At 74.5% G+C, this 23,836-nt stretch carries 18 protein-coding genes; 12 read left to right on the plus strand and 6 right to left on the minus strand.

Features of this window, described 5'->3' with window-relative positions; genetic code table 11:
* Window positions 1-131 precede the first annotated feature (131 nt).
* The gene (locus KZX60_RS02105) at window positions 132-1,781 is read left to right on the plus strand and encodes a DUF6350 family protein (RefSeq protein WP_248115381.1); all 1,650 of its coding nucleotides are present in this window, start codon (window positions 132-134) and stop codon (window positions 1,779-1,781) included.
* Window positions 1,782-1,797: 16 nt separating this feature from the next.
* Here the strand turns inward: KZX60_RS02105 and KZX60_RS02110 are convergent, their stop codons facing one another.
* On the minus strand, window positions 1,798-2,277 hold the full coding sequence (locus KZX60_RS02110; RefSeq protein ID WP_248115382.1) for a hypothetical protein: 480 nt from the start codon (window positions 2,275-2,277) through the stop codon (window positions 1,798-1,800).
* A 38-nt stretch (window positions 2,278-2,315) separates the two neighbouring features.
* Between KZX60_RS02110 and purN the strand changes: the two genes are divergently transcribed.
* On the plus strand, window positions 2,316-2,888 hold the full coding sequence (purN, locus tag KZX60_RS02115) for a phosphoribosylglycinamide formyltransferase (protein ID WP_248115383.1): 573 nt from the start codon (window positions 2,316-2,318) through the stop codon (window positions 2,886-2,888).
* A 19-nt stretch (window positions 2,889-2,907) separates the two neighbouring features.
* Here purN and KZX60_RS02120 read toward each other — a convergent pair whose 3' ends face one another.
* The gene (locus KZX60_RS02120) at window positions 2,908-4,296 is read right to left on the minus strand and encodes an MFS transporter (RefSeq protein ID WP_248115384.1); all 1,389 of its coding nucleotides are present in this window, start codon (window positions 4,294-4,296) and stop codon (window positions 2,908-2,910) included.
* A 116-nt stretch (window positions 4,297-4,412) separates the two neighbouring features.
* On the opposite strand from KZX60_RS02120, the gene purH reads away from it, so the two are divergent.
* The 3 genes from purH (at window position 4,413) to KZX60_RS02135 (ending at window position 8,854) form a co-directional block, all read left to right on the plus strand.
* Entirely contained in the window at window positions 4,413-6,113 is a 1,701-nt protein-coding gene (gene purH, locus KZX60_RS02125) for a bifunctional phosphoribosylaminoimidazolecarboxamide formyltransferase/IMP cyclohydrolase (RefSeq protein ID WP_248115385.1), read from the plus strand.
* 38 nt (window positions 6,114-6,151) lie between these two features.
* Entirely contained in the window at window positions 6,152-6,484 is a 333-nt protein-coding gene (locus KZX60_RS02130) for a hypothetical protein (RefSeq protein WP_248115386.1), read from the plus strand.
* A 147-nt stretch (window positions 6,485-6,631) separates the two neighbouring features.
* Entirely contained in the window at window positions 6,632-8,854 is a 2,223-nt protein-coding gene (locus tag KZX60_RS02135; protein WP_248115387.1) for an NADP-dependent isocitrate dehydrogenase, read from the plus strand.
* Window positions 8,855-8,942: 88 nt separating this feature from the next.
* Here KZX60_RS02135 and KZX60_RS02140 read toward each other — a convergent pair whose 3' ends face one another.
* On the minus strand, window positions 8,943-9,536 hold the full coding sequence (locus tag KZX60_RS02140; RefSeq protein ID WP_248115388.1) for a methylated-DNA--[protein]-cysteine S-methyltransferase: 594 nt from the start codon (window positions 9,534-9,536) through the stop codon (window positions 8,943-8,945).
* Window positions 9,537-9,592: 56 nt separating this feature from the next.
* Here KZX60_RS02140 and KZX60_RS02145 point away from each other — a divergent pair, with 56 nt between their 5' ends.
* A complete protein-coding gene (locus KZX60_RS02145) occupies window positions 9,593-11,170 on the plus strand; it encodes a TIGR01777 family oxidoreductase (RefSeq protein ID WP_248115389.1) in 1,578 nt (525 codons plus the stop codon).
* 65 nt (window positions 11,171-11,235) lie between these two features.
* Here the strand turns inward: KZX60_RS02145 and KZX60_RS02150 are convergent, their stop codons facing one another.
* Window positions 11,236-13,083, minus strand: a complete 1,848-nt coding sequence (locus KZX60_RS02150) for a glutaminase (RefSeq protein WP_248115390.1) — start codon at window positions 13,081-13,083, stop codon at window positions 11,236-11,238.
* 66 nt (window positions 13,084-13,149) lie between these two features.
* Between KZX60_RS02150 and KZX60_RS02155 the strand changes: the two genes are divergently transcribed.
* The 5 genes from KZX60_RS02155 (at window position 13,150) to ugpC (ending at window position 20,447) form a co-directional block, all read left to right on the plus strand.
* The gene (locus KZX60_RS02155; RefSeq protein WP_248115391.1) at window positions 13,150-15,870 is read left to right on the plus strand and encodes an ATP-dependent helicase C-terminal domain-containing protein; all 2,721 of its coding nucleotides are present in this window, start codon (window positions 13,150-13,152) and stop codon (window positions 15,868-15,870) included.
* A gap of 126 nt (window positions 15,871-15,996) precedes the next feature.
* The gene (locus KZX60_RS02160) at window positions 15,997-17,253 is read left to right on the plus strand and encodes an extracellular solute-binding protein (RefSeq protein WP_248115499.1); all 1,257 of its coding nucleotides are present in this window, start codon (window positions 15,997-15,999) and stop codon (window positions 17,251-17,253) included.
* Window positions 17,250-18,209 carry a sugar ABC transporter permease gene (locus KZX60_RS02165; protein WP_248115392.1) on the plus strand — a complete coding sequence of 320 codons (960 nt, stop codon included), beginning with the start codon at window positions 17,250-17,252 and terminating at the stop codon, window positions 18,207-18,209. Before KZX60_RS02160 ends, KZX60_RS02165 begins: the two co-directional genes overlap by 4 nt.
* A gap of 110 nt (window positions 18,210-18,319) precedes the next feature.
* The gene (locus KZX60_RS02170) at window positions 18,320-19,135 is read left to right on the plus strand and encodes a carbohydrate ABC transporter permease (RefSeq protein ID WP_248115500.1); all 816 of its coding nucleotides are present in this window, start codon (window positions 18,320-18,322) and stop codon (window positions 19,133-19,135) included.
* A 37-nt stretch (window positions 19,136-19,172) separates the two neighbouring features.
* A complete protein-coding gene (gene ugpC, locus KZX60_RS02175; RefSeq protein ID WP_248115393.1) occupies window positions 19,173-20,447 on the plus strand; it encodes a sn-glycerol-3-phosphate ABC transporter ATP-binding protein UgpC in 1,275 nt (424 codons plus the stop codon).
* Window positions 20,448-20,463: 16 nt separating this feature from the next.
* Here ugpC and KZX60_RS02180 read toward each other — a convergent pair whose 3' ends face one another.
* Both KZX60_RS02180 and purU read right to left on the minus strand, forming a co-directional pair.
* A complete protein-coding gene (locus KZX60_RS02180) occupies window positions 20,464-21,021 on the minus strand; it encodes a gamma carbonic anhydrase family protein (RefSeq protein ID WP_248115394.1) in 558 nt (185 codons plus the stop codon).
* A 55-nt stretch (window positions 21,022-21,076) separates the two neighbouring features.
* Entirely contained in the window at window positions 21,077-21,985 is a 909-nt protein-coding gene (gene purU / locus KZX60_RS02185; RefSeq protein ID WP_248115395.1) for a formyltetrahydrofolate deformylase, read from the minus strand.
* Between the two features lie 176 nt (window positions 21,986-22,161).
* On the opposite strand from purU, the gene KZX60_RS02190 reads away from it, so the two are divergent.
* Window positions 22,162-23,727 carry a hypothetical protein gene (locus KZX60_RS02190; protein WP_248115396.1) on the plus strand — a complete coding sequence of 522 codons (1,566 nt, stop codon included), beginning with the start codon at window positions 22,162-22,164 and terminating at the stop codon, window positions 23,725-23,727.
* The last annotated feature ends 109 nt before the right edge of the window (window positions 23,728-23,836 follow it).

Genomic DNA, 23,836 nt, shown 5'->3' on the forward strand with positions numbered 1-23,836 from the left:
TAGGGGCCGCGGGCCACCGCACGGGCATGTCCCGGCGACCCGCCGGTGGCCCGAGGGTGAACGTTCGGTGACCCCGCCGTGCCCGCGCCCGGCCGGCCGCGGGTGGCACCATAGAGGGGGTGAGCCGCCGAATGCCCCCTCTCCTGCGCCCCCTGCCCCTGCCGCTCTGGCTCCAGGGGGTGGTGGAGGCGCTCGTGACGGCGCTGATCAGCCTGCTCATCGTGCTGATCCCCACCCTGCTGGTGTGGGTGACCGGCGGGTTCCACCGTCCCCGCATCGACGACGTGCTGCAGGTGGGCGGAACCCTGTGGCTCGTGCAGCACGCCGTGCCCGTCACGGTCACCACCGCCCTGCCCTCGGCCGCGGAGGAGAGCCTCGTCGGGACGGCGTGGCTCGTGCCATGGGGGCTCACCCTCGTCCCGCTCGCGCTCAGCTGGCGCGCCGGGCGGCGGCTCGCCCGGGCCTCGTACCGCGATCAGGCGTGGCAGGCCTTCGCGGGCGCGGTGGCCGCCTACGCGCTCGTCGGCCTGACCGTGGCCCTGCTGCCGGGCACGGGGGAGCTCACGGTCTCCCCGTGGGCCGGCACCCTGCTGCCCGCCCTGCTCTTCACGGGCGCGGCGCTCGCGGGCGCCCGCCGGGAGGCCGGCACGTGGGCCCACCTGATCGGCGTGGACCTCACCGAGCGGATCGCCCGCCGGTCCCAGTACGAGCGCTGGGCCGGCACGTACGCGTGGTCGGTGGTCCGCGCCGCCGTCGTGGCGCTCGTGACCCTCGCCGGCCTGTGCGCGCTCCTGGTCGCGGGGCGCCTCGTGGGCGAGTGGACCGCCGTCGTGCACCTCTACCAGGAGGTCGGCGCCGGGACGCTCGGCGGGACCATGCTCACGCTCCTGCACGTGGGCTACCTGCCCACCTTCACGGCGTGGGCCGCGGCGTGGACGGCGGGCCCCGGGTTCTCCGTGGGCTCGGACAGCCTGTACTCGGCCTTCGGGGCGACGGCGTCCGCCGCCCCCGCGCTGCCCGTCTTCGCCGCGCTGCCCGCGCCGGGGCAGCCATGGCATCCCGTGTTCGTGCTGGTCCCCGTGCTCGCCGGGGCCGTCGCCGGCTGGTGGCTGCTGCGCGAGGGGGAGAACCACCTCGACGACTGGCTCGACGCCCGCTTCCCGAACCGCGCCGCGTCCCTCGCGCTCTCCACGCTCGCGCTCTCGGTGCTCCTGGGCCTCGTGGCCGCGCTGCTCGCGCTGCTTCCGCTCGCCCTCACCAACGGGACGCTCGGGGTGGGCACGCTGACGCAGATCGGGTCGAACGTGGGGGCCGTCGCGGCCGCTCTGGCCGGGTGGCTCGCGCTGGGCTGCGCCGTCGGCTATCTGGCGGCCCTCGCCCTGCAGGACCGCCCGTGGGAGGGCGCGCGGGCCCGCGCCGGGACCGCGGCGCGGCGCGGGGCCGCCGGCGGTGCGTCGGCCGTCCGGGACCGGGCGCTCGCCACGGGTGCGCGCGTGCGCTCTGCGGGGGAGGGGCTGCTGGTGCGGGGACGACGCGCGGGCCAGGACGGGTGGGCCGCCGCGCGCGCACGCATGCCGCGCCGCGGGTCTCGGGCCGTGACACCCCAGGACGCGCCGACGCCGTCGGGCTCCGGCTCGAGCGCCGCGCCGTCTGCGGGCGAGGCACCCGCCTCCGGTCAGGCAGCCGCCGCCGGTGAGGCTCCCGCCCGTCCTGCGGCACCGGCCGATGCTGGACGTCGGACCCCACGGTCCCGATCGCGGCCGCGCCGCGCCCTGGACTGAGCGCGACGCCGGGGCGTCAGCCCGCCTGCGGCAGCCCGGTGAGCTCCTCCACCTGACGCGTGAACTCCGCGGCGCACTCCTGCTGGGCCCGCACGGTGAGGGCGGAGGCGGTGCACTGTTCGAGCTGGACGGTCTGGTTCCACGCGAGCAGGGGCAGGGCGCCGATCGTGAGGCCGAGGAGGCCCAGGGCGATCCCGGCGGCGGCCGCCGCACGTCCGGCCCCCGTCGCCCCGGCGCCGGACCCGCGGGAGCCCGCGCTGCCCGCGCCGCTGCGCCCGGCGCGGCGGGAGACGGTCCAGGTGCGCACGCCGAGCACCACGGCGGCCAGGGCGAGCGCGAGCGTCAGCAGCTTCCACGGCAGCGGGAGGGAGAACGCCCCGATCATCCCCAGCAGGGCCGCGGACTGCCACAGCAGCAGCCGTCCGACGCGGGCGCGGCCGGGATCCGGGGCGCCGTCGGGGGTGCGGGAGGTGGGGGGAGGCAGGGGCTCGGACACCCCCTCACCCTACGAGACGCCCGCCCTACGATGGGGGCATGCGCATCGTTGCCCTCGTCTCCGGTTCCGGCACCAACCTCCAGGCCGTCCTGGACGCCGTCGCGTCCGGGGCGCTGGACGTGGAGGTCGCCGCCGTCGGCTCGGACGTTCCCGCCGCCCAGGGCCTGGAGCGCGCCCGAGCACACGGGATCCCGGTGTTCGCGGTGCCGCCGGCGGAGCACGCCTCCCGCGCGGAGTGGGACGCCGCGCTCGCGGATGCCGTGGCCGCCCACGAGCCGGACTGGGTGGTCTGCTCCGGGTTCATGCGGATCCTCGGCGCGCCCCTGCTCGAGCGCTTCCCCGGGCACATCCTCAACACCCACCCGGCCCTATTGCCCGCGTTCCCCGGAGCCCACGGCGTGCGGGACGCCCTCGCACACGGCGTGAAGGTCGCCGGCTGCACCGTGCACGTGGTGGACGCCGGCGTGGACACCGGGCCGATCCTGGCGCAGGCCGCCGTCCCGGTGCTGGACACGGACACGGAGGAGACCCTCCACGAGCGCATCAAGGTGCAGGAGCGCGCGCTGCTGCTGCGCACCCTCGGCGAGCTGTCCGGGGCGCCGCGCCCCTGACGCCGCGCCCCGGCGGCCCTCAGTGCGCGTCCACCTCCAGGGCGCGGCCGCGGGTCTCGGGGGCGAAGGCGAACATCACGACGGCGGCGAGCACCACGAGGCCGCCCGTCACGGCGAAGGCGCCGGGCAGCCCCAGCGCGGGGACGAGCGTCCCCACGAAGAACAGCGGGCCCAGGCCCGCGCCCACGCGGGACGCGGCGGAGGCCCACCCGAACCCGGAGGCCCGCAGCGAGGTGGGGTAGAGCTCGGTCACGTAGGTGTAGAGCACGGGGATGGCCACCTGCACGATGAAGCCGAAGACGAGCACGAGCGGGAGGGCGGCGGCGGGCACGCCGATCACGGCGGCCAGCGCCACGAGCACGCCGCTCGCGAGGATCGAGCTGACGGCGAGCAGCCAGCGGCGGCCCGTGCTCTCCACCAGGAGCGCGGAGACCACCACGCCGAGCAGGCCGACGGCGGCCATGCCCGAGGTCATCACGAACGCCCGGTCCTCGGCGTAGCCGGCCTCGATGAGGAACTGCGGCAGCCACTGCAGGGCGATGTAGTAGGTGAGCATGATGGTCACGAACAGGGCCCAGGCCGCGGCCGTGATGCGCGGAGAGAAGCGCCACACGGCGGCCAGCTGGGAGCCGATCGCCCCGAGGCCGCCCGCCTGGCGCTCCTGGGCGGCGGGCATCACGTACGGGCGGGGCTCGGCGCCGGTCGCGGCGACCATCCGGTCGATCACGCGGCGCGCCTCGGCCTCGCGGCGGTGGCTCATCAGGAACAGCGGCGACTCGGGGATGCCCAGGCGCACGACGAACACGAGCAGGGCGGGCAGCACCATGACGAGCAGGGGCAGGCGCCAGTCGCCCCACGTGCTCACGAGCCATGCGGAGACCACGCCACACAGGGCCGCGCCCACCGGCCACCAGCCGTCCATGGCGGTGAGCACCCGGCCCCGCAGCCGCTTCGGAGTGAACTCGCTGACCAGCGCGTAGTCCACGGGGATGGTGCCGCCCAGGCCGATGCCGGCCAGGAAGCGGAACGCCGCGAACCACACGAGCGAGTCCGCCAGGGCGCCGGCCACCGTGAAGACGGCGAACACGAGGAGGGTCCAGGAGAACGCGGCCTTGCGGCCGATCCGGTCGGCCACGGTGCCCCACAGGAACGCGCCCAGGCCCATGCCGATGAGGTTGGCGGTGCCGATCCAGGCCGCCTCGGGCCGCGTGAGGCCCCACTCGGCGGAGAGCAGCGGGATCATGACGCCGTTCAGGGCCACGTCCCACGCGTCGAACATGAAGCCGAGGCCGCCGATGAGGAAGATCCGGCCCTGGACGGACCAGCGCCAGGGCAGCTCCTGCACGACGGACTCGCCGGTGGGCGGGGCGGGGGAGTCCAGGGGGGAGGTGCGGGTGGCTGAGGACACGGTGACGGGCTCCCTTGTGACGGCCGGGCGGGACGGGTGTGGGGCCATTATGCGCGGTCCTAGACTGGGAGGCGGCCCCGCACCGCTTCCCCCCCCCCACCGAAGGAGAGTCCCCCGTGACCTCAGCCCAGTCCGCCCCCACCGTCCTGGACACGGTCCCGCTCAAGCGCGCGCTGATCTCCGTCTATGACAAGACCGGGCTGGAGGAGCTGGCCGCGGGCCTGCACGCCGCGGGCGTGCAGATCGTCTCCACGGGCTCGACGGCGCAGCGCATCGCCGGCGCCGGTGTCCCGGTCACGGAGGTCGCCGACGTCACCGGGTTCCAGGAGTGCCTGGACGGCCGCGTGAAGACCCTGCACCCGCGTGTGCACGCCGGCATCCTCGCGGACCGCCGCCGGGAGGACCACGTGGCGCAGCTGCGCGACCTCGAGGTGGAGCCCTTCGACCTCGTGGTGGTGAACCTCTACCCCTTCGTGGACACCGTGAAGTCGGGCGCCGGGGAGGACGCCGTCGTCGAGCAGATCGACATCGGCGGCCCCTCCATGGTCCGCGCCGCGGCGAAGAACCACGCCTCCGTGGCGATCGTCGTCGACCCGGCGCGCTACGGGGACGTCGTGGCCGCGGCCCAGTCCGGCGGCTTCGACCTGCGCACCCGCAGGCGCCTGGCCTCGCTGGCCTTCGCGCACACCGCCGCCTACGACAACGCGGTGGCCGCCTGGACCGCGTCCCACTTCGGCGACGAGGACGCGGACGAGACCCCCGTGTTCCCGCCCTACGCCGGCTTCTCCCTCGAGCGCGCCGCGAGCCTGCGCTACGGCGAGAACCCGCACCAGCCGGCCGCGCTCTACGTGGACCACGCGGCCACCCCGGGCATCGCGCAGGCGGAGCTGCTGCACGGCAAGGCCATGAGCTACAACAACTACGTGGACGCGGACGCCGCCGTGCGCGCCGCCTTCGACCACGCGGCCCCCGCCGTGGCGATCGTCAAGCACGCCAACCCGTGCGGCGTGGCCGTGGCGGGCGAGGGCGAGGACGTGGCCGTGGCGCATGCCAAGGCGCACGCGTGCGACCCCGTCTCCGCGTTCGGCGGCGTGATCGCGGCCAACCGCCCCGTCACCGCCGCCATGGCGCAGCAGGTCAAGGACGTGTTCACGGAGGTCGTGGTGGCGCCGTCCTTCGACGTCGAGGCCGTGGAGATCCTCTCCGCGAAGAAGAACCTGCGCCTGCTGAGCCTGCCGGCGGGCTTCGCCCACGACTCCGTGGAGGCCAAGCAGGTCTCCGGCGGCATGCTGCTGCAGGTCGCGGACGCCGTGGACGCCGAGGGCGACGACCCGGCGACCTGGACCCGCGCCGCCGGTCCCGCCGCCGACGAGGCCACGCTGGCCGACCTCGCCTTCGCGTGGCGCGCGGTGCGCGCCGCCAAGTCGAACGCCGTGCTGCTGGCCTCCGACGGTGCCACCGTGGGCGTCGGCATGGGCCAGGTCAACCGCCTCGACTCGTGCCGCCTGGCCGTGGAGCGCGCCAACACGCTCGGCGCGGCGCAGACCGGCGGCCAGGACGTGGTCAAGGAGATCACGACGGCGGGCGGCGCGGAGAACGTCTCCGGCACCGGCGCCCCTGAGCGGGCCCGCGGCGCCGTGGCGGCCTCGGACGCGTTCTTCCCCTTCGCGGACGGTCTGCAGATCCTGATCGACGCCGGCGTCAAGGCCGTCGTCCAGCCCGGCGGCTCCGTGCGGGACGAGGAGGTCATGGCCGCGGCCGAGGCGGCCGGGATCACGATGTACCTCACCGGGGCGCGGCACTTCTTCCACGGCTGACCATGGCGTCCGCCCCCGGCGGTGTCCAGTCTGGGCGCATGATGGGGGACGGCATGATGACCGAGGTGCTGATCGGCAGCGGCTGGGCAGGGCTGCTCGCGTGCATGGTGGTGGGCACCATCGCCCGGATCCTTCTGGCCGCGGCGGAGCGCCGGCGTCGGGCAGCGCAGGAACAGATCGATCACGCCGCGCGCCTCGGGGCGGCGTTCCGAGGCGCGAGGGCCGCGTCGGGCACGCACCCCGGCGGCGAGGCCGGCGTGGACGACGGCCTCGGCGCCCGCTCCCCGGCCGCGCCGCCGGCATCGGCGGACAGGAGGCCGGGCTGGTACTCGTCGGAGGGTCCGGACCGGCAGGGTCCCGAGCCCCGCTGACAGCGCGCAGCCGGGGCGTGCCCGCCGGCGTCGCGCGCGTCCACACGCTGTGACGCGTGCGACCCGCCGGGTAGATTGGCGGTGAGACACCCGTCCCATGCCGACCACGGACGTGCCCCCGAGCGCGGCCAGAATGGAGAGATCCGCATGTCGAAGATCATCTACACGCTCACCGACGAGGCGCCCATGCTGGCGACCGCCTCCCTGCTGCCGATCGTGCGCGCCTACGCGGGCACCGCCGGCGTCGAGATCGAGACCCGGGACATCTCCCTGGCCGGCCGCATCCTCGCCGCCTTCAAGGACGTCCTCCCCGAGGACCAGCGCGTCGACGACGCCCTCGCCGAGCTCGGCGAGCTCGTGAAGACCCCCGAGGCCAACGTCATCAAGCTCCCGAACATCTCCGCCTCCGTGCCGCAGCTGCGCGCCGCGGTCAAGGAGCTCCAGGCGGACGGCTACGCCCTGCCGGACTACCTCGACGACCCGCAGACCGACGAGGAGAAGGACGCCCGCAAGCGCTTCGACTCCGTCAAGGGCTCCGCCGTGAACCCGGTGCTGCGCGAGGGCAACTCGGACCGTCGCGCGCCCAAGGCCGTGAAGAACTACGCCAAGAAGTTCCCCCACTCGATGGGCGCGTGGTCCGCGGACTCCAAGACCGCCGTCGCCACCATGGGCGCGGACGACTTCCGCGCCAACGAGCAGTCCGTGACCCTGCCGGCCGCCGACGTGCTGACGATCGAGTTCACCGGCGAGGACGGGAAGACCACCGTGCTCAAGGAGGGCCTGAAGGTCCTCAAGGGCGAGGTCGTGGACGGCACGTTCATGTCCGCCAAGGCACTGGACGCGTTCCTCGCCGAGCAGGTCAAGCGCGCCAAGGAGGAGGGGATCCTCTTCTCCGCGCACCTGAAGGCCACCATGATGAAGGTCTCCGACCCGGTGATCTTCGGCCACGTCGTGAAGGCCTACTTCTCCGAGCTGTTCGAGAAGTACGGCGAGCAGCTGGCCGCCGCCGGCCTGTCCGCGAACAACGGCCTCGCCGCGATCGAGGGCGGCCTGGACAAGCTCGACGCCGAGACCGCCGAGGGTGTGCGCGCCGCCATCGCCGCCGCCTACGAGAACGGCCCGGACGTGGCCATGGTGAACTCCGCCAAGGGCATCACCAACCTCCACGTGCCCTCCGACGTGATCGTGGACGCCTCCATGCCCGCCATGATCCGCACCTCCGGCCGCATGTGGAACAAGGACGACCAGACCCAGGACACCCTGGCCGTCATCCCGGACTCCTCCTACGCCGGCGTCTACCAGGCCGTGATCGACGACTGCAAGGCCAACGGCGCCTACGACCCCACCACCATGGGCACCGTCCCGAACGTGGGGCTCATGGCGCAGAAGGCCGAGGAGTACGGCTCGCACGACAAGACGTTCATCATGGACGCCGCGGGCACCGTGGCCGTGAAGAACTCCGCCGGGGAGACCCTGCTCTCCCACGAGGTCGAGGCCGGCGACATCTGGCGCGCCTGCCAGACCAAGGACGTCCCGGTGCGCGACTGGGTGAAGCTGGCCGTGACCCGCGCCCGCGCGTCCCAGACCCCGGCCGTGTTCTGGCTGGACGAGACCCGCGCCCACGACCGCGAGCTCATCAAGAAGGTCGAGGAGTACCTCAAGGAGCACGACACCGAGGACCTGGACATCCGCATCCTCTCCCCGGTGGAGGCCGCCAAGCTCTCGGTGGAGCGCATCCGCCGCGGCGAGGACACCATCTCCGTGACCGGCAACGTGCTGCGTGACTACAACACGGACCTGTTCCCGATCCTCGAGCTGGGCACCTCCGCGAAGATGCTCTCGGTCGTCCCGCTGCTCAACGGCGGCGGCCTGTTCGAGACCGGTGCGGGCGGCTCCGCCCCGAAGCACGTGCAGCAGCTGGTGGAGGAGAACCACCTGCGCTGGGACTCCCTCGGTGAGTTCCTCGCGCTGGCCGTGTCCTTCGAGCACGAGGCGGTCGCGAACGAGAACCACCGCGCGCAGGTCCTGGCGGACACCCTGGACGCCGCCACGGGCACCCTGCTGATCGAGGGCAAGTCCCCGCAGCGCAAGGTCGGCGAGCTGGACAACCGCGGCAGCCACTTCTACCTGGCGCTGTACTGGGCCCGCGAGCTGGCGAAGCAGACCGAGGACGCCGAGCTGGCGGCCGCGGCGAAGCCGGTCGCCGAGGAGCTGGAGGCCCAGGAGCAGACCATCCTGGCCGAGCTCAACGGCGTGCAGGGCAAGCCCGTGGACATCGAGGGCTACTACGCGCCGTCCATGGACAAGGTCGTCGACGTCATGCGTCCCTCTGCCACGCTGAACGCGATCATGGACAAGCTGTCCGTCTGATCCACTGAGCCCGGCGTCCCCTCAGGGGGCGGGACAACACGAGGGCCCCGGCACCGTCATGGTGCCGGGGCCCTCGTGCGCCCGGGGGTCAGGCCGCGTGCCGCGCCTCGTGCTCCAGCAGCGCCCGCTTGGCGGCGGGGCCGTACAGGTACTGTCCGACCCCGCCGGAGGTCGGCACCACGCGGTGGCACGGCACGACGACGGCCACCAGGTTCGCGGCGCACGCCCCGCCGGCGGCACGCACGGCTCGCGGCGACCCGGCGCGCAGGGCCAGCTCCGTGTACGAGACGGGCGCGCCGGGCGTGATCCCCCGCAGCGCCGCCCACGCGGCCTGGCGGAAGGCGGTGCCCGGCTGCGCCACCGCAAGGGCGTCGAGCGCGGCGACGTCGCCGGCCGCATACGCCCCGAGCGCATCGGCCACGGGCTGCGCCACGCCCGCACGGGGCTCGACCGGCAGCGGGTGCATCTCGCGGTCCGCCGTCGGCGGGTCCAGCACGGCCAGTCGGTCCATCAGCGTCAGCAGGAGGCGGCCGATCGCCGCGGCGTGCGGCTCGCCGTCGTCGGGGACGGCCACCCCGGAGGCCCGCACGGTGTGGTCCTCGGGGGAGTACACGGCCACGAGGTTCAGGCCCGTGTCGGGGAGGGCGGCGGCGGTCCAGCGCAGCTCGGGGGCGAAGTCCATGCCCCCATTGTCCGTCAGCCCGGGCGCGCCCCGCTCCGGTGTGCCAGGGTGAGGGCATGACCGAGACCCACGTGTTCGAGCACCGCACCCTCCTGCGCCACCCCCGCGACGTCGTGTTCCGCTGGCTGGCCAACCCCGGGGCGCTCCAGCGCATGAACCCGCCGTTCGCCTCCGAACTCGTGCACGGGCCCACGAACGGCCTGGCGGTCGGCTCGGAGACCCGACTGCGCATCAGCCCGCCGGGCTCGCTCGGACTGCTCGCGGACACCTCCCGGGGCCTGCTGGCCGGCATGCTGCCGGACGCCGTGTCCTCCCGCATCCCGGCGGCCGCCACGCCCAAGGTGCCGTGGCACGCGCGGCACACGGCATACGAGGAGGGCCGGATGTTCCGGGACGAGATGGTCTCGGGCCCCCTGCGCTCCTGGACGCACACGCACACTCTGGAGGACGCAGCCCCCGGCGAGGCGGACACGGCCGCCGGCACCCCGGGCACGGTGGTGCTGGACCGCATCGAGTACGTGCTGCCGGGGGAGGGGCTGCTGGGCCGCGTGCCCGGCATCGGCGGCACCGCGGCCGCATGGGCCGGCCGCGGCTTCGAGGCCGAGCTGCGCCGCCAGTTCGCCTACCGCGCCCGCGTGATGGCCGACGACCTCGCCTTCCACGCCGCACACCCCGGCCCGCTCACCGGAGGGCCCGCACGCACCGTGGCGGTCACCGGGGCGTCCGGGCTGATCGGCGCCCAGCTGACCGCGCTGCTCATGAGCGGCGGGCACCGCGTGATCCGCCTCGTGCGCAGCCCGGAGCAGGCTGCGGCCCCGGACGCCGCCCTGTGGGACCCGGCGCGCGAGCGGGTGGACGAGTCCGCGCTCGCCCAGGTGGACGTGATCGTCAACCTCGCGGGGGAGCCGATCGCCGGCCGCTTCACGGACGCGCACAAGGAGGCCGTGCACGACTCCCGTGTGCGCGGCACGCGCACCCTCGTCGACGCGATGGGGCGCCTGCCCCGGGTCCCCGCGCTCGTGAACTGCTCGGCCATCGGCTACTACGGCGCGCACGCCGGCACCGGCCCGTTCGGCGCGGGGCTCGGGGAGGAGCTCGAGCCCGGCGACGACTTCCTCGCGGAGGTCTGCGCGGACTGGGAGGCCGAGGCCGTGCGGGCCGAGGCCTTCGGCGCCCGGGTGGCCCGCGTGCGGGTGGGCGTGGTGCTCAGCCCCGCAGGCGGCATGCTCCAGCAGGTGCTGCCGCTCTTCCTCGCCGGGCTCGGCGGCCCCATGGCTACCTCCGGCGGCGAGAGCCACGACGGGAGCCCGTGGGTCAGCTGGGTGGGGGCCGACGACGTCGCCGGGGCCTTCGCTCACGCGGTGCTCGACGACGACGTGGCCGGGCCGCTCAACGCCGTCGCCCCCGAGCCCGTCACGGCCAAGGAGTTCGCCACCGTGCTGGGCCGCGTGCTGCACCGTCCGTCCGTGCTGCCGGTGCCCGCCTTCGGGCCGCGGCTCCTGCTCGGCGCGGAGGGGGACGCGGAGACCGTCCGCGCGGACCAGAAGGTGGAGGCCGGGCGACTCGTGGACTCGGGCTATGCGATGCGGGACGACGAGCTGGAGGGCGCGTTGCGCCACGTGCTCGGGCGCTGAGTCGCCCGCCGCGGTCGCCGCGCGGTGCGGTCGCCACGCCGCGGCCGCGCCGAGCCCGTCGGCCCTCAGTCCTGCAGGGCGCCCGTCTCGCGGATGAGCTGGCCCAGGGCAGTGAAGGCGTCGCGCGCCAGCGCCTCCCACAGCTTGATGGCCAGCTGCGGAGAGCCCTCCTGCAGGGCGTACATCACGTGCGCGGTCAGGACCCGGGCGGTGACGTCGCCACGGGCGCTCACCGTGGAGGGCTGACGGCCGGACTGGCCGAGCGCCATCTCGCCGAAGGTCATCCCCGGGGTGAGCACGGTCCTGCGGGTGCGCCGCCCGCCCGTGCCCTGCCCCGTGAGCTCCACGCGGCCGGACGTGATCACGTAGATGCCGCCGAAGGGCTGGCCCGCGCGGCGGATGATCTGCCCGTCCGTGTACACGCGCTCGTCCATCATGGACTCGAGCAGGCCCGCGTCCTCGGCGGAGAGGTGCTGCAGTAGGGGCGCCACCGCGGCCTCCTCCTGCGAGTGGGGCAGCAGCTGCGGGGCGTGGCGGACCAGCAGGCGCTGCTCGGCCCACTGGATGGCCCGGGAGCGGGAGTCGAAGAACAGGAACTCCGGGCGGTCCGGGGCGGACTCGAGGTCCCGCGCGGCCTCCTGGCGGGGATCCGGCAGGCTCACGTCCACGGACTCCTCGACGGCGGCCATCAGCTCCGCCACCATGGCCTCGTCCCGGTCCACGAGCACCACGTCCAACCCCGAGTCCAGGGCATAGGCGAACCACCGCGCCACGAGCAGGCGGGCGGAGCGGGTCACGGTGCTGACGGACCGGATGTCCACGAGCAGGGTCTCCAGCTCGTCCGGGAGGCCGCGCACCACGCGGGCGAGCGCGTCCACCTGGCTGAACCCGACGTGCCCGCCCAGCTCCAGCACGTGCACCGTGTTCCCGAACGCGTCCAGTGCGTCCTGCACCTGGGCGCTGCGCACCGCGCCGGAGGGTGCCTGGTCCACGCGGTAGTGGGCGCGGAAGGCGGCCCGGGGCGAGCCGGTGACCACGGAGGGGTGCAGCTCGAAGTCCTCCACGAGGCAGCGCAGCGCGGCCATGCCGGCGGCGGACACGCGGTGCTCGTCCAGGTCAGGCGCCTGCAGGGCCAGGCCCATGTGCCCGGGCACGACCACCATGATCGTGCCGCCGCGGGTGGACGCCCAGCCGGGCTGGCCGACGTCGTACGCCCACAGGGGCTGCCGGGTGTCCATGCCGCACGAGTCCAGCACGGAGAGCACGGCGCGGACGGTCTCCTCCTCCAGCACGCGGGCCCCGGTGACGGGGTGGATGCCGCCGTGGGCCAGGGTGCCCGCCACGAGGGCGAGGTCCTCGACCTTCACGGGCACGGCGCGCAGGGTCGCGATGTCCTCGAGCAAGGGCTCCGGGTCCGTGTCCAGCACGTCCAGGGACTTCAGCAGCCACGCGGCGGCGCGCGTCTGGTGCTGGGCGCGGTTCTCCACCTTGACGGCCGTCTCCGTGACGCTGACCTCGCGGTCCAGGAGGGTGGAGAGCAGCTGGAGCAGGCGTCCGGCCCGGTCCCGCCCGCCGCGGCCCTTGACGAGGGCGGCGGTGGCCACCACGCCCGTGTTCTGCAGCGGGTTGAACGCGCGTCCCGTCTCCGCCTCCACCTCGAGCCGGGAGTCGTCCTCCGGGACGGGCGTGCCGCCCACCCGCTCGGCCACGCCCGCCGCGCCGAGGTCCTCCACGGCGAGGGCGTGGAGGACGGGGGAGGCCAGGGCCGCCAGCGGCACGGCGGCCGAGGACCCGGAGACGTAGCGGTGCCCGTCCACGAGGGTCACGGCCACGCCCAGGCCGCCCCTGCCCTCGTCGTCGCCGGGGAAGGCGGCGGTCAGGCGGTCGAGGTGGTCCTGGACGGGAGTCATCATGCGCCTCAGCCTAGTCAGTGCCCCGCGCGCCGGACAGGTCCGCGGCGGCCGCCACAATGGACGGTGATGCCCACCTCCGCCAGCCGCCCCCACACGCCCTCGGACCCCGTCGCCTCCCGCCGGCCGGGGGCCCCGCCCGTGACGCCGCAGGGCCGGATCGCGGCCGCCCTCGATGCGCTCGGGGCCGGCCTCACGGTCACCGCGGTGCTGCCCGAGCTGGAGGCCGCCCTCGAGGCGCACGGGGCCGCCGTGGTCCACGCCCCGCCCGGCACGGGCAAGACCACCGTGGTGCCGCCCGCCGTCGCCGTCCGGCTCGCGCGGCAGGACGGTGGGCGCACCCTGGTCACGCAGCCGCGCCGGGTGGCCGTGCGCGCCGCGTGGCGGCGCCTGCACACGGCCGTCGGCTCAGACGATCCTGACGACGCAGTCGGCTACGCGGTGCGCGGCGAGTCGGTGGGCGGAGGCCGCTCGGCGGTCGAGTTCGTGACTCCGGGCCTGCTGCTGCGCCGCCTCCTGGCCGACCCGGGCCTCGACGGCGTCGGTGCCGTGATCCTGGACGAGGTCCACGAGCGCGACCTGGACACGGACGTCCTGTTCGCCCTCCTCGCCGACCTGCGGCAGCTGCGTCCCGAGCTGCTGCTCGTGGCCATGTCCGCCACGGTGGACGCCGAGTCCCTGGCCGCGCGCTGGGCCGCCGGCATGGGCGTCGACGCCGACGCCGTCCCGGTGGTGCGCACCCCGGCCGTCCTGCACCCGCTGCGCGAGGAGCACGCCCCGTTCGGCGCCCCGCGCCTCACCGCGGACGGCCGCGTCGAGCGGGCCTTCCTGGACCACGTGGCCGACGTCGCCGTCCGCTCCCACGCGGAGGCCCTCGCGGCCGACCCCACCGTGGACGCGCTCGTCTTCCTCCCCGGCGTCGCGGAGGTGGAGGCGGTGGCCGAGCGCATCACGCGGCGCGCCCCCGGCACCGAGGTGCACACCCTGCACGGCCGCCAGGAGGCCGCCGAGCAGGACGCCGCCCTCGCCGGACGCACGCGGCCGGAGGTTCCCCGCGTGGTGGTCACGACGGCGGTGGCCGAGTCCTCCCTGACCGTCCCGGGGGTCCGGCTCGTCGTCGACTCCGGGCTGGCGCGCGAGCCCCGGCGGGACCGCGGCCGCGGCATGACCGGCCTTGTCACGGTGCAGGCCTCCCGCGCGGCCGCCGGCCAGCGGGCAGGCCGCGCCGCCCGCCTCGGCCCCGGCACGGTGGTGCGCTGCCACAGTGCCGCGGCCCTCGGCGCCGCCCCCGCCGCCCCGACGCCGGCCCTGGCCGTGGTGGACCTCGCCCCCGTGGCGCTCGCGCTCGCGGCGTGGGGCGCGCCGGGCGGAGAGGGCGTGGTGCTGCCCGAGGATCCGCCCGCCGACGCGATGGCCGAGGCCCGTCGAACGCTCGCCGAGCTCGGAGCCGTGGACGGGGACGGCCGCATCACGGCGCACGGGACGGTCCTGGCCGGCCTGCCGGTGGACCCGGCGCTCGGCCACGCGCTCCTGGCCGGCGCGGACCGCGTGGGCGCGCGCGCCGCCGCCGCGGCCGTGGCCCTCCTCGCCCTCGACGTGCGCGCGCCCGGCGCCGACCTCGAGGCGCTGCTCGCCGCGCTGCGGGGCGGGGGCCACCCCGAGTCCGGCCGATGGCGGCGGGAGGCCGAGCGGCTCGAGCGGATCGTGACCCGGGGGTCGAGCGGCGGACGGGAGACGGGGCGACGCGCCGGCCGGGCCTCCGACGGGGGCGCTGACGGGGGCCGGGCCGCGCACGCGGCGGGCATCGTCGTCGCACTGAGCGCCCCGGGCCGGGTGGCGCGGCGGGTGGAGGACACGGACGCCTACCTGCTCGCCTCGGGGACGCGCGCATCCCTGCCGCGCAGCGGCGGGGGAGAGCTGCGGGGCGCGGCGTGGCTCGCCGTCGCGGAGGCCTCCCGCGCCGCCGGCGACGCCGAGGGCACCGGCGCCGTGATCCGCGCGGCCGCCCCGATCACCCGGGAGATCGCCGAGGACGCCGCGGCGGCACTCCTCCGGGACGAGGCGGACGCGGCGTGGAAGGGCGGACGGCTCACGGGCCGCCGCAGGACGATGCTGGGGGCGATCCCGCTCGCGGAGGGGCCCGCGCGCGTCGACGCCGCCGCGGCCGCGGACGCCGTGCGCGCCGCCCTGGCCGCGGAGGGGCTGGCCCGCTTCGAGCCCGGGGCCGGACCAGGTGCGGGGGAGCGCCTTCGCCGCCGCGTCCACCTCCTGCACCGGGTGCTGGGCCGGCCGTGGCCGGACCTCTCCACCGCCGCCCTCCCGGACCTCGGGCCGCTCGTGGCCGAGATCGCGGCGGAGCTCGCGGCGGGCCGCTCGGCCGCCTCCGTGGACGTCGCCGGGCTGCTGCGCGGGATCCTGCCGTGGCCGGAGGCCGGGCGCCTCGACGAGCTGGCCCCCGAACGGCTGCCCATCCCCAGCGGGCGGACGGCGGCCGTGGAGTACCCGGCCACGGACGAGGAGACGGCGCCGGTGGTGGCGGCCAAGCTGCAGGAGTTCCTGGGGGCCGCGCAGAGCCCCGCCGTGGCGGACGGCCGGCTGCCCGTGGTGCTGCACCTGCTCTCCCCGGCGGGGCGGCCGCTCGCCGTCACCGCGGACCTGCCCTCCTTCTGGGCGGGACCCTACGCCCACGTACGTGCGGAGAACCGGGGCCGCTACCCCAAGCACCCGTGGCCTGAGGACCCCGCGACGGCGTCGCCCACGGCGAAGACGAAGCGCGCCGCCGGCGCCTGATGTGAGGTGGGCCACGCGCATCCGCGCGGAGTAGGGTGTGTGTCACAACTTCCGGAGCGAACGAGGTTTGCAGTGACGAGACAGCAGCGGGCTCGGCTCTCACGGGGGGCGACGATGGCCTCCGTGATGACCGCCGGAGCGCTCATACTGGCCGGATGCGCCCCGGCCGAGGAGGGGGCGCCCACCCTCACCTGGTACACCAACCCGGACGACGGCGGGCAGGCGGCCATCGCGAAGCAGTGCACGGACGCGGCCGGCGGCGAGTACGCCGTCGAGACGTCCATGCTGCCCACGGACGCGGCCTCCCAGCGGGAGCAGCTGACGCGCCGGCTCGCGGCGGGCGACACCTCGATGGACATCATGTCCCTCGACCCGCCCTTCGTCCCCGAGCTCGCGGAGCCCGGCTTCCTGGCCCCCGTGCCGGAGGATCTGCAGCAGCAGGCGAGGGCGCACGCCCTCGAGGGTGCGCTGGCCGGCGCCACATGGAAGGACGAGATCGTCACGGTCCCGTTCTGGGCCAACACGCAGCTGCTGTGGTACCGCAAGTCGGTGGCCGAGGAGGCTGGGCTGGACATGTCCCAGCCCGTCACGTGGGACCAGCTCATCGAGGTGGCCCGCGAGCAGGACAAGGAGCTGGGCGTCCAGGGCGCCCGCGGGGAGTCCATGACCGTGTGGCTCAACGCCCTCGTGGAGGGCGGTGGCGAGCACATCCTCGCCAACCCCGACGCGCCCGCGGACGAGGTGCAGACGAACTTCGGGTCCGAGGCCGGCCGCAAGGCCGCCGAGATCATCTCCACGATCGGCAAGGAGGGGCTCGGCAGCGCCGGCCTCCCCACGCAGGACGAGAACGCCTCGATGCTGCTCTTCCAGGGCGACTCCGGGTCCTTCATGGTGAACTGGCCGTTCGTGTGGCCGGCCACCCTCGCCTCCGTCAAGGAGGGCTCCCTGCCGGAGGACCTCCCCGAGGACATCGGCTGGGCCCTCTACCCCCAGACGACGCAGGGGAAGGACTCCGCCCCGCCCGTGGGCGGCATCAACCTGGGCGTGGGCGCGAAGTCCGAGCACGCGGACCTCGCGTGGAAGGCGGTCCAGTGCATCACCACCGCCGAGCACCAGGCCCAGTACTTCCGGGACAACGGCAACCCGCCGGCCGACCCCGTCGCCTACGAGGACCCCGAGGTCATCGAGAAGTACCCCATGGCGCCCGCGATCCGGGAGTCCCTGGAACAGGGCGCACCGCGCCCGCAGACGCCGTACTACAACGAGGTGTCCACCGCGATCCAGCAGCGCTACGCGCCGCCGTCGAACGTGGACCCGGCCGTCACCCCGGCCGAGACCGACGCCTTCATCCAGGAAGTCCTCCGAGGGGAGCGCCTGCTGTGAGCACCGCTGTCACGTCCATCACCGCACCGGAGCAGTCGCGCCGGCCGCGCCGTCGGAAGTCCGCTCGCGCGACGTCCGAGGCCCGCCTCGGCTGGATGCTCGCCGGCCCGGCGTTCTTCGTCATGCTGTTCGTGGTGCTCTACCCGATCCTGCAGGCGCTCTACGACTCGCTGTTCACCTACCGCTTGACGGCGCCGGGGGAGCGGGAGTTCGTGGGGCTCGGCAACTACGGCGTGATCCTCTCCGACCCGGTCTTCTGGCGGGATCTCGGGATCACTCTGCTGATCACCCTGGTCACCGTGGTGGTGGAGCTGATCCTCGGCTTCCTGCTGGCCCTGGCCATGCACCACGCCATCACGAGCACCCGCGGGCTGATCCGCACCATGATCCTGGTGCCCTACGGCATCATCACCGTGGTGTCCGCCTTCGCGTGGTTCTACATGTTCTCCATCGACTCCGGCTTCATCAACCACTGGTTCGACTGGGTGCCGGGGATCAGCACGGACCTGAACTGGTTCGCCCAGGGCTCCACGGCGCTGTCCGTGATCATGCTCTCGGAGATCTGGAAGACCACGCCGTTCATCTCCCTGCTCCTGCTGGCCGGCCTGGCCCAGGTGCCGGGCGACCTCACCGAGGCAGCCGCCGTGGACGGCGCCTCGTGGTGGCAGCGCATGCGCCTCGTGATCCTGCCGACGATGAAGGCGTCCATCATGGTGGCCGTGCTGTTCCGCGCGATGGACGCGTTCCGCATCTTCGACTCCATCTACATCATGACCAACGGCGCCTACGGCACCGAGGTCCTCTCGCTGCTGGCCTACCGCACCTCCATCGGACGGCTCGAGATCGGCATGGGCTCCGCGATCTCCGTGCTCCTGTTCCTGTGCGTGGCGCTGATGGCGTTCATCGCGATGAAGGTCTTCAAGGTGGACCTGGCCGACCGAGGAGGTTCCAAGTGAGCAGCGCCGTCCCCGTCCCCTCGGTCGAACCCGCCGACCACCCCGAGCTGACCGCGGCTCCCGTCGACCGCCACACTCCCGCCCGCCGTCCAGGCGCCGCCCGCCAGAGCCTGCTGTGGTGGCTCCTCGCCGTGGTGATCGGCGTGTGGTGCCTCTTCCCGCTGTTCTCCATCTTCGCCACGAGCTTCAAGACGCCCGCGGACCTGGCGAACGGGAAGCTGCTGCCCACGCAGTGGTCCACGGTCAACTACGAGGAGATCTTCGTGGGCGGCTCCCGCGAGCTGTTCCTCACGGCGCTGCGCAACTCGATCGGCATCACGGTGATCGCCACCCTGATCGCCGTCGTCCTGGCCACGCTGTGCGCCTACGCGATCGCCCGCCTGGACTTCCCGGGCAAGAAGCTCGTGCTCACCGTGTCACTCATGGTGTCCATGTTCCCCGTGATCTCGCTCGTCACGCCCCTGTTCAACATGTGGCGCACGCTCGGGCTCTACGACACCTGGCTCGGCCTGATCATCCCCTACCTGTCCCTGACGCTGCCGATCTCCATCTGGACCCTGACCGCGTTCTTCCGGCAGATCCCGTGGGAGCTGGACCAGGCCGCTCAGGTGGACGGGGCCACGCCGCTCGAGGCCTTCCGCAAGGTGATCGTGCCGCTGGCCGCCCCCGGTGTCTTCACGACGGCGATCATCGCCTTCTTCATCGCGTGGAACGACTTCGTGTTCGGCATCTCGCTGACCTCCACCGAGGACGCCCGCACGGTCCCCGCCGCGCTGGCCTTCTTCACCGGCGCCTCGCAGTTCGAGTCGCCCACGGGCGCGATCTCCGCGGCCGCCATCATCGTGACCATCCCGATCGTGATCCTGGTGCTGCTCTTCCAGCGCCAGATCGTCGCCGGTCTGACCAACGGCGCGGTCAAGGGCTGAGGCCCGCGAACGAGACCTTCCCGAAAGGACCCACCCCATGGCCTCCATCACCCTGAACCACATCGACAAGACCTACGACGACGGCTACCACGCCATCTCGGACGTGAACCTCGACATCGAGGACGGCGAGTTCGTCATCCTCGTGGGCCCCTCCGGCTCCGGCAAGTCCACGCTCCTGCGCATGATCGTGGGCCTCGAGGACATCACCGACGGCGAGCTGCTGATCGGCGGGCGCCGCGTGAACGAGGCGGCCCCCAAGGACCGCAACCTCGCGATGGTGTTCCAGAACTACGCGCTCTACCCCCACCTGACGGTGTACGAGAACATCGCGTTCCCGCTGCGCCTCGTCCGCGACGGCAAGCCCTCCGACGAGGAGATCGACCGCAAGGTGCGCGACGCCGCCCGCGTCCTCGAGCTGACGGACCACCTGGAGCGCAAGCCGGGCAACCTCTCCGGCGGCCAGCGCCAGCGCGTGGCCATGGGCCGCGCGATCGTCCGCGAGGCGGACGCGTTCCTCTTCGACGAGCCGCTCTCCAACCTGGACGCCAAGCTCCGCGGCCAGATGCGCGCGGAGATCTCCCAGCTGCAGCGCCGCCTGGCCACCACCTCCGTGTACGTGACCCATGACCAGACCGAGGCCATGACGCTCGGCGACCGCGTGGCCGTCCTCAAGAAGGGCGTGCTCCAGCAGGTCGCCAGCCCGCGCGAGCTCTACGAGCAGCCGCTGAACCTGTTCGTGGCCGGCTTCATCGGCTCGCCGTCCATGAACTTCCTGCCCGCCTCGCTGCGCTCCGAGGGCGGACGGCACGTGCTGTCCTCCCCGATCGGCGACATCCCGATCCCCGAGGCGAAGGCGCGCGCCGCCGCCGGCCGGGACCTCGTCCTCGTCGGCCTGCGCCCTGAGTTCTTCGAGGACGCCTCCCTCGTGGACGAGGACAAGAAGGCGGCGGGCTCCGTGTTCCGGGCCTCCCTCACCCACCTCGAGTGGCTGGGCCACGAGCAGTACGGCTACATCGAGTTCCAGCCGGACCCCGAGGTCGCGGGCGTGCTCGCAGACCTCGCCAAGGACCTGGACGCGGACGAGATGCGCCCCGTCGTCGTGACCACGCTCTCCGCGGAGTCCCTGGCCCGCCCCGGGACGCCCCTGGACCTGTGGGTGGACACCTCCCGCCTGCACCTGTTCGACCCCGAGTCCGGGGAGAACCTGACCCGGGATCCGGAGGCCGGTGCGGAGCTGACCCGCCGCGCCGCGGACGAGCGCCGCCGGCAGATCGAGCTCGCCACCCAGCGGGACGCCGCACCGCGAGCCTGAGGCGTCCCGGGGGAGGTCAGGACTGCGTGACGGTCTCCTCCCCGGGCATCTCCTCCGTCACGACCGCGGCGCGGTGGGCGGCGGCCAGTTCCAGGTACGTCGCGGCGTTGGCCTTCAGTCCCTCGCGCTCCTCGTCGGTGAGGGGGCGGCGCACCGTGGCGGGGACGCCGGCCACGAGGGAGCCCGGCGGCACCTGCGTGCCCTCCAGCACGACGGCGCCCGCCGCCACGAGGGTGCCCGCCCCAATCACGGCGCCGTTCATCACGGTGGCGGACATGCCGATGAGGCAGTCGTCGCCGACCGTGGCGCCGTGCACCACGGCGGCGTGGCCCACGGAGACGCCCGCACCGAGGGTGCAGGGGACGTGCTCGTCCGCGTGGAGGACGACGTTGTCCTGCAGGTTGGTGCGCTCGCCGACGCGGATGGGCGCAGAGTCGCCGCGAACGGAGACGCCGTAGAACGCGGAGCAGCGCTCGGCCATCTCCACGTCGCCGGTGATCGCGGCGGTGGGGGCGAGGAAGACGGTCTCGTGGATGCGGGGCGTGGCGCCCTGGACGGTGAGGATGTGTGCCATGCCACGAGCGTACGCACGCGGGGCGGCCGCCGTCAGGGGCGCGTGACGAGCCGCCTCACGCGAACACCACCGTCCGCCTCCCGTCCACCAGCACGCGGTGCTCGGCGTGCCAGCGCACGGCCTGGACGAGCGTGGAGCCCTCCACGTCCCGGCCGCGCTCCACGAAGTCCTCCGCGGTCTGGGCGTGGGTCACGGGCTGGACGGACTGGGCGATGATCGGCCCCTCGTCGAGGTCGGCGGTGACGTAGTGGGCCGTGGCGCCGATGATCTTCACGCCGCGCTCGTGCGCCTGGTGGTAGGGCCGCGCCCCCTTGAACGAGGGCAGGAACGAGTGATGGATGTTGATGGCCATGCCCTCGAGGTCCCCGCACAGCTCGTCCGAGAGGATCTGCATGTAGCGGGCGAGGACCACGAGGTCGATGTCGTGCTCGCGGATCAGCTCGCGCAGGCGCGCCTCGGCGGCGGCCTTGGTGCCGCGGCTCGCCGGGTCCGTGGAGATCGGCACGTGCACGAAGGGCACGCCGTAGAAGGCGGCGAGGGGCTGCAGGTCGAGATGGTTCGAGACGACGACGGGCACCTCGATCGGCAGGCTGCCCGCGCGCTGCTGGAACAGCAGGTCGTTGAGCGTGTGCCCGTCCTTCGAGCACATCACGAGCGTGCGCATGCGGCGGCCCGCGTCCCACAGCTGGGCGCGCATCCCGAACTCGGCGCGAACCGGGGCCAGAGCGGCCTCGACGGCGGAGCGCGCCTCCGGCGTCGTGAACTGCACCCGCAGGAAGAAGTCGCCCGAGTCGGGGGAGCCGTACTGCTGCGACTCCGCGATGTCCGCGCCGGCGCCCAGCAGCGCCCCGGACACCGCGTGCACGATCCCCTTGCGGTCCGGGCACGCGACGGTGAGGACGAACGGGTTCTCCCCGGGCGGAGGCTCGAGCGGTGCGGCGGGGGAGGGCAGGGCGGGGTCCATGCCCCGATGCTAGCCACGCGTCGGTGCCCGTCTGCTTCATGACGGGGCCGCGCATCGTGGCCCCGGGGCGGGGCAGTGTGACACCCTGAGAGCTGGTCCGCCACACCGCCTTGCCGGTGAGGGGCGGACGGTGGCGCCGGGCTGGCCGGCCGCCCCGAGCTACCGAGGAGTCCCTCATGACGAATGCCCAGCTGTACTGGATCATCGGGGCGATCATCGTCCTGATCGCCATCGCCCTCCTGATCACCCTGATGTCCCGCCGCGGTCGCGGTGACGACGTCGTGGAGACCCGCCATGAGGAGCCGGTCCGCCCTGCCGCCGCGCGCCCCGAGGCCACCGCGACGACGGTGCGCCCCGCCGGGGACGAGCAGTCCCGCACCCGCCTCTCCTCGCTGGACGCGACGGCCGCTCCGGCAGACGACAGGGCGACCGCCTCGAAGGCCGACGGCGCCGGCGCGTCTGCCCTCCGCGCCTTCGACGCGACCGCGATCGACGAGAAGGGCGCTGGGACGTCCGCCCCCGCGCCGTCAGCGTCCCTGAAGCCCGCGCCGTCCTTCGGCTCCACCGCCTCGCCGGCCCCGGTCGAGGCCGCCGAGACCGCCCCCGCCCCGCAGGCCGTCGATCCGCTCGCGGCCGCCGTCGAGGCGCTGCCGGACCAGACTCCCGCCGAGATCGCCGCCGAGGCCCTCGAGGACGCGGCGCCCGCCGCCGAGACCTCCGCGGTGACGAAGCCCGCGGCCGCCGCCCCGGCCACCGTCGCGCTGCCCGTGACCGAGCGCACCGACTCCGCGTCCTCGACGTCCGAGGGCACCCTCGGCCTCGGCGCGGCGGGCGTGGCCGGCGGCACCGGCGTCGTGGTGGACGAGAACCAGGGCGGCGTGGACCTGCCCGAGCCGGCAAAGCCCGCCGAGCCCGTTGTGAAGGCCGAGCCGGCGCAGCCCGCCGTCGCGGTGAAGCCCGCCCCGGCCGTGAAGTCTGCTGAGACCGCCGCTGCGGACGAGACCATCGCCCCCGCCGTCACGGCCGAGCACGACGCCGAGGACGCCCCGGCCGAGGCGATGGTCCCGCCGGTCCTGGCGCCGGCTGTCGACCCCGCGCCGACGTCCTCCAGCCAGACGCCCGTCACCCCCGTGGCCGGGCAGGTCCTGCGGGACGAGAAGCAGGGCTCGGCCGCGGGGATCTCCGCCGCCGGTGCCGCCGCGGCCTCCGTGAGCGTCGGCGTCGCCGGGGGGACCGGCGTGACCGTGGACGAACAGGTGGCACCGGCTGCCGCCGCGACGACCACGACCGCAGCCGCGACCACGCCCCGCGCGTCCGCCCAGGCCCCCGGCCTGATCGGCACCGCGGAGTCGCACCCCACCACGCCCATCCCCGCGGCGGAGGCCCCGGCCGCTCCGCGCGGTCCCGTCGTGGACGGCACCCCCGGTGTCCCCGGCCGCGTGGCCTTCACCGCCCCGGACCGCCACGACGAGGTCGTCGCCGTCTCCCCGGACGAGGCAGTGCACGAGTCCGGCATCCTCGGCAGGGCCGCCGAGACCTTCAAGGAGAAGGCGGCCCCGCTCGCCGAGAAGGCCGCCCCGCTGAAGGACAAGGCCGCCCCCCTCATCGAGAAGGCGGTCCACACCGCCGCCCCGATCGTGGAGAAGGCCGTGGACTCCGCCGTGCCGCTGGCCAAGAAGGCCGCCTCCACCCTCAAGGACAAGCTGGCCCAGGCGCAGCAGCGCCGCTGGGGCAAGCGCTGACCCCGGGGCCGGCGTGCCGGCCCACCCCTGAGCCGACCCCCGCCACCGGTCACGGTGGCGGGGGTCGCCTCGTCGGGGCGCGTCCGGCCGAGGGCGTCCGGCGCCGCCG

The organism is Micrococcus sp. EYE_212 (assembly GCF_023147585.1).
GTDB lineage: Bacteria > Actinomycetota > Actinomycetes > Actinomycetales > Micrococcaceae > Micrococcus.

Coding starts and splice junctions, on each gene's coding strand:
- KZX60_RS02145 (WP_248115389.1), top strand. CDS start 9,593: ATGACCGAGACCCACGTGTTCGAGCACCGCACCCTCCTGCGCCACCCC.
- KZX60_RS02140 (WP_248115388.1), bottom strand. CDS start 9,536: ATGGACTTCGCCCCCGAGCTGCGCTGGACCGCCGCCGCCCTCCCCGAC.
- KZX60_RS02190 (WP_248115396.1), top strand. CDS start 22,162: ATGACGAATGCCCAGCTGTACTGGATCATCGGGGCGATCATCGTCCTG.
- KZX60_RS02155 (WP_248115391.1), top strand. CDS start 13,150: ATGCCCACCTCCGCCAGCCGCCCCCACACGCCCTCGGACCCCGTCGCC.
- KZX60_RS02150 (WP_248115390.1), bottom strand. CDS start 13,083: ATGATGACTCCCGTCCAGGACCACCTCGACCGCCTGACCGCCGCCTTC.
- KZX60_RS02130 (WP_248115386.1), top strand. CDS start 6,152: ATGATGGGGGACGGCATGATGACCGAGGTGCTGATCGGCAGCGGCTGG.
- KZX60_RS02135 (WP_248115387.1), top strand. CDS start 6,632: ATGTCGAAGATCATCTACACGCTCACCGACGAGGCGCCCATGCTGGCG.
- KZX60_RS02180 (WP_248115394.1), bottom strand. CDS start 21,021: ATGGCACACATCCTCACCGTCCAGGGCGCCACGCCCCGCATCCACGAG.
- ugpC (WP_248115393.1), top strand. CDS start 19,173: ATGGCCTCCATCACCCTGAACCACATCGACAAGACCTACGACGACGGC.
- purN (WP_248115383.1), top strand. CDS start 2,316: ATGCGCATCGTTGCCCTCGTCTCCGGTTCCGGCACCAACCTCCAGGCC.
- KZX60_RS02160 (WP_248115499.1), top strand. CDS start 15,997: ATGACCGCCGGAGCGCTCATACTGGCCGGATGCGCCCCGGCCGAGGAG.
- purU (WP_248115395.1), bottom strand. CDS start 21,985: ATGGACCCCGCCCTGCCCTCCCCCGCCGCACCGCTCGAGCCTCCGCCC.
- KZX60_RS02105 (WP_248115381.1), top strand. CDS start 132: ATGCCCCCTCTCCTGCGCCCCCTGCCCCTGCCGCTCTGGCTCCAGGGG.